Annotated in this window: 7 protein-coding genes; 2 read left to right on the top strand and 5 right to left on the bottom strand. The window is 58.6% G+C overall.

The window, feature by feature from the left end:
- Nucleotides 1-152: 152 nt before the first annotated feature.
- Entirely contained in the window at nt 153-1,574 is a 1,422-nt protein-coding gene (locus AB7M26_RS11290) for an amino acid permease (protein ID WP_123500624.1), read from the bottom strand.
- Nucleotides 1,575-2,212: 638 nt separating this feature from the next.
- Between AB7M26_RS11290 and AB7M26_RS11285 the strand changes: the two genes are divergently transcribed.
- Nucleotides 2,213-5,362 carry a transglycosylase domain-containing protein gene (locus tag AB7M26_RS11285; RefSeq protein ID WP_123500620.1) on the top strand — a complete coding sequence of 1,050 codons (3,150 nt, stop codon included), beginning with the start codon at nt 2,213-2,215 and terminating at the stop codon, nt 5,360-5,362.
- 146 nt (nt 5,363-5,508) lie between these two features.
- Nucleotides 5,509-10,623, top strand: coding sequence for an NEL-type E3 ubiquitin ligase domain-containing protein (locus AB7M26_RS11280; RefSeq protein ID WP_429384281.1), 5,115 nt, complete (start codon nt 5,509-5,511; stop codon nt 10,621-10,623).
- 221 nt (nt 10,624-10,844) lie between these two features.
- Here AB7M26_RS11280 and AB7M26_RS11275 read toward each other — a convergent pair whose 3' ends face one another.
- Genes AB7M26_RS11275 through AB7M26_RS11260 form a run of 4 tightly spaced genes read right to left on the bottom strand, consistent with a single transcriptional unit; the run spans nt 10,845 to nt 14,774 of the window.
- Complete coding sequence (locus AB7M26_RS11275) at nt 10,845-12,119, bottom strand: hypothetical protein (RefSeq protein WP_429384278.1); 1,275 nt, start codon at nt 12,117-12,119, stop codon at nt 10,845-10,847.
- Between the two features lie 50 nt (nt 12,120-12,169).
- Nucleotides 12,170-12,664, bottom strand: a complete 495-nt coding sequence (locus tag AB7M26_RS11270; protein WP_429384275.1) for a CS1 type fimbrial major subunit — start codon at nt 12,662-12,664, stop codon at nt 12,170-12,172.
- Nucleotides 12,665-12,711: 47 nt separating this feature from the next.
- Nucleotides 12,712-13,455 (bottom strand): molecular chaperone, encoded by a 744-nt coding sequence (locus AB7M26_RS11265; RefSeq protein ID WP_123500612.1) that lies wholly within the window; start codon nt 13,453-13,455, stop codon nt 12,712-12,714.
- 59 nt (nt 13,456-13,514) lie between these two features.
- Complete coding sequence (locus AB7M26_RS11260; protein ID WP_123500610.1) at nt 13,515-14,774, bottom strand: hypothetical protein; 1,260 nt, start codon at nt 14,772-14,774, stop codon at nt 13,515-13,517.
- Between the last annotated feature and the right edge of the window lie 2 nt (nt 14,775-14,776).

Here is a 14,776-nt window from a genome sequence, read left to right as displayed (position 1 = left end):
CAGCAGTCGTAATCCGGTACATGCGATCGTGACCATTTTAGGGCCGCTGCGCGCCCCAGCGCGAGCAAGCTCGCTCGCCACAAGAGATTGTGCCAATTAATACAAAGCCCCGGTCATCTAAACCGGGGCTTTTGTATTTCTGGCGTTACAACTTACGAAGCCGAACGCACCGCACCTTGCGACACATTGGTCGGTTGCAGCTTGAACATGTAGAACAACACCGTCAGCAGCACCAGGAAAGCAGGCCCTACATACAGCGCCACGCGAGTGTCCGGGAAGTACGCCATCAGGCCGACCACCAGCACCAGAAATGCAAGCGCCAGGTAAGAACTGACCGGGTACAGCCACATGCGATATTTCAGGCCGGCACGTTCGCTGGCGCTCAGGCCTTGGCGGAACTTGAGCTGGGCCAGCAGGATCATCACCCAGGTCCAGATCGCGCCGAAGGTGGCAATCGCGGTGACCCAGACGAAGACTTTCTCTGGCACCAGATAGTTAAGCAACACGCCCAGCAGCAAGGCACCGATCGACAGCAGCAGCGCGCGACGCGGCACGCCGTTGTTCGAGGTCTTGGCGAAACCGGCCGGGGCCTGGCCGTTCTGCGCCAGGCTGTAGAGCATGCGCCCGGTGCTGAAGATGCCGCCGTTGCAGGACGACAGCGCCGCGGTGATCACCACGAAGTTGATGATGCCGGCGGCGGTCTTGATGCCCAGACGCTCGAAGGTCATCACAAACGGGCTGCCCTGGGTGCCGATTTCGTTCCACGGGTAGATCGACAGGATCACGAACAAGGCGCCGACGTAGAACAGCAGAATCCGCCAGAACACAGAGCCGATCGCATTGGGAATGGTCTTCTGCGGGTTCTTGGCTTCACCGGCGGTCAGGCCGATCATCTCGACGCCGAGGTAGGCAAACATCACCATTTGCAGAGACATCAACACGCCTTGCACGCCGTTGGGCATGAAGCCGCCGTGAGCCCAGAGATTGGAGATTCCCAGGGCGACGCCGTCGTTGCCGAAACCGAATGCGATCACGCCGATGCCGCCGACCACCATCGCAATGATGGTGACGATCTTGATCAGGGCGAACCAGAACTCGAACTCACCGAAGGCTTTCACCGCGATCAGGTTGATCGAGCCCATGCTGATCAACGCCGCCAATGCCCAGATCCAGCGCGGCACGTCGGGGAACCAGACGCCCATGTACACCGCCACCGCGGTGATTTCCGCGACGCAGGTTACCAGCCACAGGAACCAGTAGTTCCAGCCGGTCAGAAAACCTGCCAACGGGCCGAGATAGTCTTGAGCGTAACGGCTGAACGAGCCGGCGACCGGGTTGTGCACCGCCATCTCGCCGAGGGCGCGCATGATGACCAGGATCGCCAGACCGCCGATGATGTAAGAGAGCATGATGGCCGGGCCGGCCATTTCGATGGCCTTGGCCGAACCCAGGAACAGGCCGACGCCGATACAGGCACCGAGCGCCATCAAGCGAATATGCCGTTCGCCGAGTTCGCGTTTAAGCGGGCCGCCCTGAGCGGTCTCGCCGTGAGGCAGGTGATTGCCGACTGGCATAGGTACAACCTCGTCTTGTTATTGGATGTGACCACCGAGTGTCGAAGCACCGACCGATAAACCAGTGCCTGTTGAAACCGGGCCTGCTTCATGGGCAGACACGTCTTGCAGGACCAAAACCTGCAAGATCAGCGGGCATGCAGTATAAAAAGCTTACAGCAGGTTTTTTCACTCTATAAACCACAACATTCAGCCATAACTCTCGGCAAAAGCGGGGTTTTCGGAGGGGCATTACCTGACTTATGCAGGATTATTCGCCACTGAAACGGCGCCGAGTATTGCACAGCAATGGTGCATCGTCATGCCCCTTACTTCGGCAGCATTTACCGCTTTGATGCGTCTAGCTCGGCTATTACAGACGACATCACCGTCCCTGTGGCGAGGGAGCTTGCTCCCGCTCGGCTGCGAAGCAGTCGCAAAACCGGCGAATGGTATTTATCAGACAAACCGTGAGGGTAAGGATTGGGGCCGCTTCGCAGCCCAGCGGGAGCAAGCTCCCTCGCCACAAGCCACAAGCCACAAGCCACAAGGAATGATGCGTACCCGATATCTGGTTATTCACAATTTTTTCACCAACGCCAACCACCGTCTAAGCTTCAAGCAAGTCCGATCAATCTGCGTGAATGGATCAGTCGACTATGGGCGCTTTGTGGCAAACCGATTCGAGTAAAACCGTGGTTCCGACTGAACGAGTGGATGAAGCGCCTTTACCTGAGAAACCCCGTCGCTCCCGGCACGGCTGGGGGGCTTTCTGGTTGCTGTTGCTGATTATCCTGATTGTCCTGGGCCTTGCCGCGGCCAAGGAAATGCGCACCTCCAAGTTTCAGGCCCGGGAAATCAGCAAATACGCCGCCTCGCTGAAGTACGAGCTGCAACCCGGACCCAGCGATGCGATTCGCTACCCTGGCGCAGGCCCGTTCGATCAGCGTTTGGGTTACAGCACCATGGATGAGTTTCTACCGCGACTGCTCAAACGCGATTACGTAATAGCGGCACAAACCCGCTTCTCCCCAGCACTGATGAATTACACCGACAAGGGTTTTTTTGTGCCCTATGCCGAAAAAATCCAGGCTGGGCTGTCGATCACCGATTGCCGCGCGGCCCCGCTGTACCAGTTCAAGTACCCCCAGCAACTATATTCAAGCTTTGCCGCGATCCCGCCGGTCGTGGTCAGCAGTTTGCTGTTTATTGAAAACCGTTTTTTGCTCGATCCCCGTCAGCCTCTGGCCAACCCCGCCGTGGACTGGCCGCGGTTCGGCAAGGCGGCGTGGTCCCAGGTAGCCAAGCTGTTGAGCCTGCCCGGTCAGTCGGCGGGCGGCAGTACGCTGGCCACGCAACTTGAGAAATATCGCCATTCGCCTGATGGCTTGACGGTGTCGGGCGCGGAAAAAATCCGCCAGATGATTTCCGCCAGCGTGCGCGCCTATCAGGCGGGGCCGGAAACCCTCCAGGCGCGACAAAACGTGATTCGCGACTACCTCAACAGTGTTCCGCTGTCGGCGGTACCGGGCCACGGTGAAGTGCATGGCATGGCCGAAGGTTTGCGTGTCTGGTACGGCGCCGACTTTAACAAGGCCAACGAACGGCTGGCCAGCACCGACACCGACCCGAAAAGTCTGTCGGAAAAAGGCCTGGCCCTGCGCGAAATGCTGTCACTGATGATTGCTCAGCGCCGCCCTTCCCATTACTTGACCAAGGGTCGTGATGAATTGGCCAGCCTCACCGACAGCCATATTCGCCTGCTGTCTCAAAACGGCGTGATCGATGCGCCACTCGCCACCGCGGCATTGGCCAGTAAAGTGACTTATCGCGACTGGGCCACCCAGCCCACCATTCAGCCCATCGAAACCAATAAAGGCATCAGTGTGGCGCGCAGCCGCCTGGCCGGTTTACTCAATCGTCCGCTGTATGATCTCGACCGCCTCGACCTGTCCGCCACCAGTACCTTGCAAGGCGAGCTGCAAACCCAGGCCACCGCCTACCTCAAGCATCTGGCCGATCCAGCTTATGCAGCGGAAATCGGCCTGATCGGCGAACGCCTGCTCACCCCCACCAACACCGCGCAGGTGCGCTATAGCTTCACCCTGTTCGAATTGACCCCGGACGGTTCGCGCGTGCGGGTGCAAACCGACAGCACCGACCAGCCATTCGACATCAATGAAGGCAGCAAGCTGGAATTGGGCTCCACCGCAAAAATGCGCGTGCTCACCACCTACCTGCAGATCATGGCCGAACTGCACGATCGCTACGCCAGCATGAGCGTCGCCGAACTGAAGAAAACCGAAGTCGCCGACCCGGATCGCCTGTCCCGCTGGGCCGTCGATTACATGATTCAGAACACCGACCGCAGCCTGCCGAAAATGCTCGGCGCCGCGCTGGATCGAAAATATTCCGCCAGCCCTGGCGAGGCCTTTTTCACTGGCGGCGGACTGCACACATTCGTCAACTTCCGCAAGGAAGACAACGGCCGCCTGCCGACCCTGCGCGATGCTCTGCGCGAATCGATCAACCTGCCGTTCATTCGGCTGATGCGTGACCTGGTGCGCTATAGCACCTACGCGGGCCCCAACAGCAGCGCCGAATTGCTCAAGGACGATCGCGACCCGCGGCGTCAGGAATACCTGGCCTCCTTCGCCGACAGAGAAGGCACCTCATTCCTGCTGAAGTTCTGGAAGAAATACCGCAACAAGGACACCCAGGCGCGGCTCGAAACCTTTCTCGACGGCATGCGCCCAACGCCGATTCGCATGTCCGCCGTGCATCGTTATCTATTTCCCCAGGCCGACCAGGAAGACTTCAATACCTTCGTACGCTCGCACCTCAAAGGCGCCAAGCTCACAGAAAAACTGACCGATGAACGCCTCGAACGCCTCTACCTGAGTTACGGCCCTGGCAGCTACGACCTGCCGGATCAAGGCTTCATCGCCAAGGTCCACCCGCTGGATCTGTGGCTGATCGGCTACTTGCTGAATAACCCCGACGCCAAGTTCAGCCAGATCGTCAAAGCCAGCCAGTTCGAACGCCAGGAAGTCTACAGCTGGCTGTTCAAAAGCCGTCACAAGGGCGCCCGTGACAGCCGCATCCGCACCATGCTGGAGATCGAAGCGTTCCTCGACATTCACCAGCGCTGGCAGAAAGTCGGCTATCCGTTCGATCACCTGGTGCCATCGCTGGCCACCGCTATCGGCAGCTCGGGCGATCGCCCCGCTGCGTTGGCCGAGTTGATTGGCACCATTCTCAACGATGGTGTGCGGATGCCGACATTGCGGATCGACAGCCTGCACTTCGCGGCAGATACGCCCTATGAAACCCGCCTGACCAACAATCCGGTGGTCGGCAAACGAGTGATGCCTTCGGAAGTGGCCGCCGCGATGCGCGAAGCCCTCTCACAAGTGGTGGACGCCGGCACCGCCAAACGCCTGGCCGGCAGCTTCAAACTGGCCGATGGCAGCCCGTTGGCCATGGGCGGCAAGACCGGCACCGGCGACAACCGCATTGAAGCCATCGGTTCCGGCGGGCGGATTCTCAGCTCAAAATCGATCAACCGCACGGCAACTTTCGTGTTCTTTATCGGCGATAAGCATTTCGGCACCCTCACCGCCTATGTTCCCGGTCGCACGGCGGAGAATTTCAAATTCACCTCGGCGTTGCCCGCGCAAGTGCTCAAGGGCATGGCGCCGATCCTGTCGCCTTATCTGCAACCGGGCACCCACACGTTGTGCTATGCCGGGACTGGATCGCCGGTCGTCACTCAAGCTACGGCCGCACTGGGCACATCTGCACATTAAAGGGTGGTATTCCTGTATTTTTCGCTCTTTGTTTATAGTTGGATTGAGGCGTCTTTCGGGGCAATCCAACCCTGTATTTGAGCTTTTTTCGACCGCAGCACCTGCCTAACCTGAAGAGCCTGATTACAGCTTTAGACGGTTAGCACATGACGAATTTATCAAGGATTGATCAAAGACGCCGCAACACCAAAAAAAACCAGGACGGCATTAATGACACCTGGATCGCTCAGGCGCTGCCCGCCTGGATCGCCGACATTTCCCCTGTCAACGCTCGCGCATTAAAGGCTGCCCAGCGCGACTTCGCGCCGTTCAAAACCCATGCCCGCTCAGCTCATCATCAGCTCAAAGAGGCGATATCCGAGCACTGGTCTACCCAGAACGCCGTGGACGCCCTGCTTGATAACCTGACCGATGTCTATGCGTTTGCCGAACCTCTGTTGAAAAATGCGCTCAGCGAGCACTACGGCGATATTGATGTCAGGAACACCTACCTGCGGCTCTATGCTGCCGCCAACCTCCCGTGGTGGGTGCATGATTTCAAGGGTGGCACGAAGGTTCGGACGGTCTCGTTGCTGAACGCGGCCCTGCACAATTTCTCGGATAACGAAACATTTTCGGACTTTGCTTTTCTTGACGCGCCGGACCCGCGCGGACAGATGAAAACGCTGCACATCAACCACAGGATCACGGGAGCTCCGCTTACCGCCCAGGCGTTCAAGGCCATCTGCCGTGATCTGGACATCGGCGCCCGCTACCAGCAGGCCCTGCGTCAGGCCCTTGGATTCGGCAGCTCCCGGGTCGCCAACAACGTGCGCATGGCGGTCATTGCCAGCCAAAAAGCCGCGTTGAAAGCAGCAGCACATTTGGCACTGCTGAACAAACACATTGATGCACACGCCCATCGACTCATCCTCGATCTGGTCCATGGCCGACAAGATTTGAGGCTGGACGGCAAGCACGTGAGCTACTACAACCTGGCCATGATGGAAACGGTGCTGGCGGGCATTCTGTTGATCACAACCGACCCGGGACCGGGTGGCTCTCCCGGTCGCCTGATCGCCTATGTGCCACACGACAACCAACACCCACTCAAGGAATACCCCTCACCCGCCGAGTTCATGGCCGAACTGACTCGCCAGTTGCAGGAAGAAAAACCCGCCGACGGACAGTCATCGGATGGGTTCGGTTATCAACAGTTCTTCAGCCAGTTCGTGCCCCACAAAGAGCGAGGGCATTTCTTCGCCAGTCTCAATCAACGCCTGAGCACGGTGAAATGGCATCAACGAGATCGGCAGGCCGGCGGCCCCGTCTGGAGGGATACGCCGGTGGACAATCCCAACCTGAGTTTCAGCGTCCAGGCGATCACCGATGACTATCAAAACCGCTCGCCCAACCCGGCCCATGACGACCTTTGGCAATACCTGTTCCGGATCAGGCTCAACAAGATCGTCAACGATGCCCGCGACCTCGCGATCTCCACCCAGGATGCCGACCGCATGGCGCGCTGGGCCTGGTGGGATAATCTGGAGAAGATGCTCTCGGACATTTTCAATGTGGCCCTGTTCGTGGTCACGCCGTTCGTGCCGGTGCTCGGTGAGCTGATGCTGGCGTACACCGCTTACCAACTGACGGATGAAGTGTTCGAAGGCGTTGTGGACTGGGCTGAAGGCCAGACCACCGAAGCGGCCGGGCATGTATTGGGTATTGTCGAAAACCTGGTTCAGTTCGGTATCTTCGGCAGCGCCGCCGAGCTGGGCAACTCCCTCTCCTCACCGTTCATCAACGCGATGAAACCGGTGCAATTGCCTGACGGCAGCCAACGCCTGTGGCATCCCGATCTCACTGCCTATCAACAGCACAACCTGTCATTGCCCGCCGATTCGACACCGGATGCCTGGGGGCTGCACCGGCATCAAGGCAAATCCATTCTGCCCCACGAGGGCAAACTGCTTGAGGTCGAGCGAGAACCCTCCGGCCGGATGCGAGTGATTCATCCCCGGCGGCCGGACGCTTATCGGCCACAGGTGACACACAATGGCCTGGGTGCCTTCGTGCATGAAGGCGAACAGCCCAGAGCCTGGAGTGAACGCCAACTGATGCGCCGGCTTGGGCATTCGGTCGAGCGCTTTAGCGACGGCGAACTGGAGCAGATCCGCGCCATCAGCGGCACCGATCACGATACGTTGCGGCGGATGTACGTCGAGTCTGACGCGCCACCGCCGCTGCTGGCCGATGCGCTGAAACGCTTCGAGGCGTATGAAGATGTCGCCCGGCTGGAAGAACAGATTCGCAGTGGTCTGCCGCTGACGCCTGATCCGGCTTCGGCCTGGTTCGAACAAACTGTGACCGAGTTGCCCGGCTGGCCACACGACAAGGCCCTGCGCGTGCTTCATCAATCCAGTGCTTCGGCGCAAGATCGCCTCTATGGCAATCCCGAGGCCTTGCCATCGGATATCCTCAGCATCAGCCTGGCGGACATCATGGCCGGGCAGTTGCCCGAACGCGTGGTGGCGTTTTTGGAGGAGCCCGAACTCGCCGTCATGCTCGGCCCCGGCGTGCCACCGGCGCATCGGGCACAAGCCTTGCGCAATCAACTGGCCGACTATGTCGAAGGTGACATGAACCGGTTGGCCAAACAGACTTATCGCGCCCGGGAAAAAACCCGCGATCCGCAAGTGAGGCTGCTCAGAGACGCGTTCCCCGAATTGCCCTCAAGCATCAGCCAAACGCTGCTGACCAACGCCACGGGCGCGGAACGTTTCAAGATGCTCAGCGAAAAACGCCTTCCGTTGCGTATAAAAAATCAGGCCCGTGAACTGAATTTCGAAGTGCGCGCGGTCCGGGCAACCGAGAGCCTTTATGGGCATTCGGGGTTAACCGCGGACACCGAGCGTCTGCTCCTGAATACGCTGAGACTGCACAGCGACGTATTCACCGATCTGCGTGTCGACATCCGCGACGGTTCCCCGCACGGCAGCTTGCGCTGCAGCGTTGGCGCGCAATCTGCCACCCGGGTCAGGACGCTCGTCAGCAGCGGCGGACGCAACAAATACGAAGTGTTCGACGAGGACAATCGCCTTTACGGAGCCAGCAGCCTCTATGAGTCGTTGCTGCGTGCAATGCCGCAGGATCAGCGCAACGCCTTGGGTTTCCAGCTCGGCCAGGGCAAAGCGCTCAAACACTGGTTCAAGCAAATCCTCGTCACCCCTGAAGTCCGCAGAACCGCGCTCGCCGAACTACCGATTCGCTCGCAGCGTGAGCGGATCACCACCCTGCTGTTACAGGGCGGGGGCCTGAGCAAGGACGATTCCGCCTCACTGGATCGGCGGGTTCGCGACCTTTACCCGACCTTCAGCGCTGAGGAGGCCACGCGATTTGTCGAGGCCTTGACCACGCAAGGTGACCCCCTGACCGCCCTTTCGGCGCTTGAGGATGAACTCGACGACCTGCGCATCACCCTCAATCAGTGGCGCTATCAGCAACCCGACATCTGGGGGCCTGACCCCCTGGGTTTCCGCGACGGCGGCGGGCGCCACATCGCCGAACGGCTGATCGAGTGTTTCGAACGTCGAAGCCAGGTGTTCGATGAACGCAGCCTGCATCCCCACGGCGGTTATCGTCTCGATCTATCGGTGGAGCTGAGCAGTGTCAATCTTGAGACTTGGTGGAAACAGAAGCCCGATCTCAAGCGGTTTCTCGACAAGGTCTCGGCCCTGAATCTGGACAACACGCGTTTCTCCAGCGAACCGGGCGGTCTGTTGAAGGATTTTGCTCACCTGGACGAATTAAGCGCCAGAGGCTGTCAACTGACTGAGATCCCCCAGGGCATCACCGCGATGCACGTTCTGTCGACCCTGCGCCTGAACAACAATCACATCCGCCTGACAGCGCAAAGCGTCGAACAACTCAGCCGCCTGACCTACCTGAAAACCCTCAGGCTGGATCACAACCCTTTGGGCGCGCTACCGGACATCGGACGCATGCCCGGCCTGATGATCGTCAGCCTGCGTGGCACCGGCATCGACACCTGGCCCCGAGGCACCTTCGCCAAACCTCGACCGCGCGGTTTTTTCCTCGACTTGCAGGACAACCCGCTGGCGCGTATTCCCGACGTGATCCCGGGCTCGAACGATGCCTTTGTGGTCGCGCGCACCCAGCTTGACGCGCAAGCGCTCAGTGACGTGAACCGGTTGACCTACGAAGGCGTCAGGAGATCCGTTGGGCTCAGCCCTCGACATGCCTATCCACCTGCCACCGACAACGATCTGGTCTTCTGGCCTGTAACGGACGACAGCGAATGGTGGACGCCCTCCCCCGGGCTTGGCCGATACCGTGGCGAGGCCTGGGGTGATCTGGCCGATGAACCAGACTCGGCGGGATTCTTCACGGTGATTCGCGGCCTTACCCAGTCTGCTGATTATCGAGCGGGAGGCGAGTTTCGAACCGATCTGGCCAAGCGTGTATGGCGAATGATCGATGCCGCCGACATGGATGCCGAGCTCAGGAACAGGCTCTTCACCATGGCCAGCTCACCCGTTAACTGCGCCGATGCCGGCGCTCAATTGTTCAACAACATGGGGCTGGAAGTGATGGCCTCGGAAGCCAGGTCATTGAGCACCTCGCCGCAGATGCTCGAACGTCAACTGGTGACCCTGACCCGGAGTGCGGCGCGTCTGGATCATGTGAACGAGATTGCCCGGGCGGACATGCAGAAACGGATGGCCAGCGGCCTCACACCGGATGAAGTCGAGGTCTATCTCGCCTACCAGACCGGTCTGGCCCGACGGTTGGACCTGCCCTGGCAATCGCGAAGCATGCTTCACCGGCCGGTTGCCGGCGTGAGTGAGAGCATGATCGATCACGCCTACGGCGCGGTGCTGTCACTGGAGTACGGTGACGGGCTGGTGAACAAGATGCTGGAGCAACGTTTCTGGATTGAATACCTGCGCGCGACGCACCCGCGAGCATTTGAGGAAAACACCGAGCTGTACACGGTGGTCAAGGCCGGGTTACTGGCGGATTTGCGGCAGACGCAAAACGAACGGGCTCATACCCGGCACCGCACGGACGAATACAAAAACCAGCTCGCGGAAAAACTCAAAGACCTTGCCCGACAGCTGTCGGTGCCCGAGTCGGTTGTGTTCACTGGCAAGGAAATGACCGATGAGGTGTACAACCGATTGATCAACGACCTTTTCGACGACGAAAAGGAGCTGGCGCGACGCCTGACCCGAATGGCATTGAGAATGGCAGGTCATTGATAACGCCCTGAACGTTTCGACCATTGCCAGATGCTGTACCTGGAGGCAAACAGTCAGCCGGTAAGTCAAGACGCAGAACCTGTGGGAGCGTGGCTTGCCCGCGAAGAACGATGACGCGTAGTACCTGAAAAACCGCGGTGCATTCTTCGCGGGCAAGCCACGCTCCCACAGGATTTTCGTCGCTCAAATGTTTTGACTTACCGGCATTAGCCCAAGGCCTTTCATATTTCCGAATCCCAGATCACGACGATGTTCCCGGTATAGCGGGCGGCGACGCCAGGTTGCAGCATGTAATCCATGTATTCGCTCGCGACTTCAAAGTGCAGGATGCCCGGCCGATTGTTCACATAATTCAGGGCCTGGTATTTTTGCTGCTCCTCCTGACCCACACGTATCAGACGACGGCGCTTGACCGGTACGCCAGCGAGATCGGTCAAGCCATCGGGCAGGGTGACGTTGAGTTCCACCAGGACGGCACGCTGCGAAACGGGGTCGCGAATCATGCAGTCGTACAGTCCGGGGATTTCGCAGTCGATTTGCATCTTGAACCGTGATGACGCAGAGATATTGAAGACCTGGTCGCGGTACAAGCGCACCGGCTTTCGTCCATGTTGCAGCCAGTTTTGCCACCCGCCCGCCGGCTCCAGCACGACTTTGTTACCGCCCGGTGGGATATCGACCTTGAGCGTATGTTCAACGTTGAGGGTAAAACTCAATGTCAGGGTAGAGTCGCTGGGGTGCATGATATCGCCCATGTCGAAGTCCATGCCCGGGCCGACATGGTAAGTCAGATTGCCGGTAAAAATTCCGGAGGACATGTGCAGCGGATCGGGGGTGCGCAATTCATAGCCAATCTGCATCTGGTCATAAGTAAGGCTCGGAATTCGATAATTAGCCGTCATTGCGCATTCGCTGGCAGTGGGCGTCATCCAGAAAAAGGTTCTGCTGTTCGGTTGCGTGTACATGCCTCCCGTGGGCTGACAAGGCGCGGGCGGAGCCCAGGTCCAGTCCCCCCACAAACGGGTATGCCAGCCTTGCACGTTGGTGGGTTCGCCTTCGCCGACCAGGTTTTGCGCCGTATCGGGAAGAATGTAACGGCCACCGATAGAAACAATACGAACCTCGACCTCCGATGTCTCCGCACGACCATCGACCCTGCTGATCGTGAGCCGTCGCCAATCGGCCGGCACTTTGAACATCGCCCCTTTGCGGCGATCGGCATGCCCGGCCAGGATGGGGGTGATGGACTGAAACTCGATGGGGACAAGCAATGAGAACAACCCCTGCTCCTTGCAAAATTCGGGTTGAAGTGCGCAATGTCCACTCATCGGGGTGTCATTGGTGAACTTGTTTTCATGGGGTTCGGACGGATCCGGCCTGAACGAGGCACTGATGTCCATGGTCGCGCTGATCGCCGATTCAACGGTTAATGCACACAACAACACCCACCCCACGCAGCCCTGGAGGAGGGTTTTGCAAACCTTCACTGATTTCATCTTCGCTCATGACTCCCTGTCATGGGATGGAGGACGTTTTTTTAACGGGCTCAGGGTGCCACGGCACTGAACACCAACAGCACGTTGCCGTAGTAACTGCCCGGTTTATAACCTCCAGTGGGGATTGTCGGCTCGATGTCCAACCGCACCCGACTGCCCGCCATGGCCTCCTGTGCCGAGACCACTTGCCGGGGCTGAGCGTCGTGACTCAGCGCCTGACCGTTGAAGCTGACGCGCAGGTATATATTCTCGGTATCGTTGCCGTTGGATAGATAAGGTTCGCTCTCCAGCCGCGCTTCAATCGCGCTGGTGTCGTGCTTGACGTCGAAATACTTGCGCAAACCGCCCAAGGTTGAAGTATGAGGATTCCACGGCAATCGCTGCTCGCGATGAATCCAGTCCGTTTCCGCCGGTATCACGTAAAACGCCAAGGTGGGGATGTTCACCGAAATTTCGAACTCATGTTCTTCCCGCGCCGCGAACACCTGGGAGCTCATCAGCGTCGCGGCACTCAACGATGCCGCGAAGGCCCATTGCTTGATCATGTCTGGTACCTGTTCATCAAAGAAAACCGCAGCAACACGGGTCGGTGCTACCGGCTGGCAATGCGCATGGTCTTTTTGGCCTGGCCTTCAATCAGCTGGAAACGGTACTCACGACCGGGTTTTTTCTCGAACTGAAAACTCTTTCCCGCGAGGATGTGGTGCTTGGTGGTCGGCTCGCATTCGGTCTCGACCTTCAGCGAGCAGTTCTTGAACTCGTCGACGATCACCACGGTGTTGCCGTTGTTGCGAATGCTGTAAGTGCCCGGACCATCATCGATCACACTGTCGTAACGGGTGTTTTTCGGACGCACGAAGAACACCGTGCCAAAACCGGCCATCACGTTGACCCCCGCCGACAGGTTCTTTTTGTAGGTGTCGCGATCCTCCTCGGAAACGGCGAACTCATCCTCCTTTTCCGGCACCACGGGTACAAAGCGCACGCGAAAATACCGCTCGGTTTCACGCTCGCCCATATACAACAGGCGCGAACCCTGCATGCCATTGACGGGCACGATCAGCCGCGCGGGGCTGGCCATCAACCCGTCGCGGGCGCTGGCATCGGCCTGGCTTTTGACCGGCACTTCACGGGGCGTGCCATCGGCGTCGTAGATGATTTCCAGAATGTTGACCTTGACGAAAGCCGTGCTGTCGCCGCCATTGAACACCCGTTTCAGGTAGGTACTTTTATCGCCATCCAGATAGTCGTAAACCGTCCCGACGTTGATGTTGGGTGCAGCCTGAACGGCCAGGGAAAACCCGCCCAGACTTACCAGCGCAAACAGACGCTTCATAACCTTGTACCTCATGACATTGAATACAACGCTGACTCGATAACTCGATAAACAGCCCATCAGATTTCCGAATCCCAGATCACCGTGACAGACCCCGAATAAGTGGCCGCCCGCCCGGCTTGCAGCATTGAGTTCACGTAAGTGGAATCGATTTCGAAGTGCAGCACGCCGGGGGCCCGATCAACATAGAACGCAGGTTGAAACTGTTGGGCCCTATGCGAGCCGGGATGAAAACGCTTGCGCTTGACCGGTTCCCCAGCAACGTCCGTCAGACCATTGGGCAAGCTGATTGATATCTGCACCTCCGCGGTACGCCCTGAAACCAGGTCGACAATCATGCAATTGTTAGTTCCGGTGATGAAGCAGCTCAGTTCCATCTTGAACCGCGACGATGCGGAGATATTGAAGGTCTGGTCCCGGAACAACCGCACCGGTTTGCGCCCGTTTTGCAGCCAGTTTTGCCAGCCGCCCTCCGGTACCAGTTCGACCTTGTTGCCGCCGGGAGGAATGTCGACTTTGAGGGTGTGCTGTACGTCGAGACTGAAGTTCAAGCCTAACGTCGAGCTACTCGGCACCATGACATGACCCATGTCGATATCCGCATCAGGGCCGACGGTGTATTGAATGCTCCCGTTGTACCTGCCCGAAGCCATTTTCAACGGGTCCGGGGTTCGTAACTGGTAAGCGAAGTCAAGATATTCATAGCGCAGCCAAGGCACGTTGTACCTCGCATATTTGCTGCAATACCCTCTAGTAGTCGTGGTTTTCCAGAAAAAGAGGTACGAATCCTGGCTGTACCCACTTAACCCGCTTCCCAGACACGGAGCCGGCGCGTAGAGCCAACCGGTTCCCCACAAAAGGTCGTGGGCCTGTGGAAGGGTGACATCCTGGTCGACCAGATCGAGAACATTGGGTGACCTGACTCTGGTACCAAACCCCGAAATCCGAACCTGCAGCGTTTGCGGCTCACCGGTTGTTTCGTGAAAAACAGTCAAGGTGCGCCAGGCCACCGGCATCAAAAATGTCGCCCCCTCACGCGGGTCGCTGTAGCCGGGCGTAATCGCGCGGTTGGACTCGAATGTAAGCGGCACCCGCAGGCTGAACATTTCCTCATCCCTGCATCTGTCCGGATAAGTGGCGCAGTAACCACTGGGTATGGTGGTATTTTCAAAAGTGTTTTGCTGCGGTTTCGAAGGGTCCGGTTTGAACATCGCCGTGATGAACACCTCCTCCGCTTCGGCCGAGTGTTGAAAACAGCCGATCAATAATCCGACGATCGAAAGCGCAAGAAACTTGCCGTACCGCCTTTTATGAGCCATGG

The organism is Pseudomonas sp. F-14 TE3482, assembly GCF_053629455.1.
This window is presented reverse-complemented; position numbering and strand designations above follow the sequence as displayed.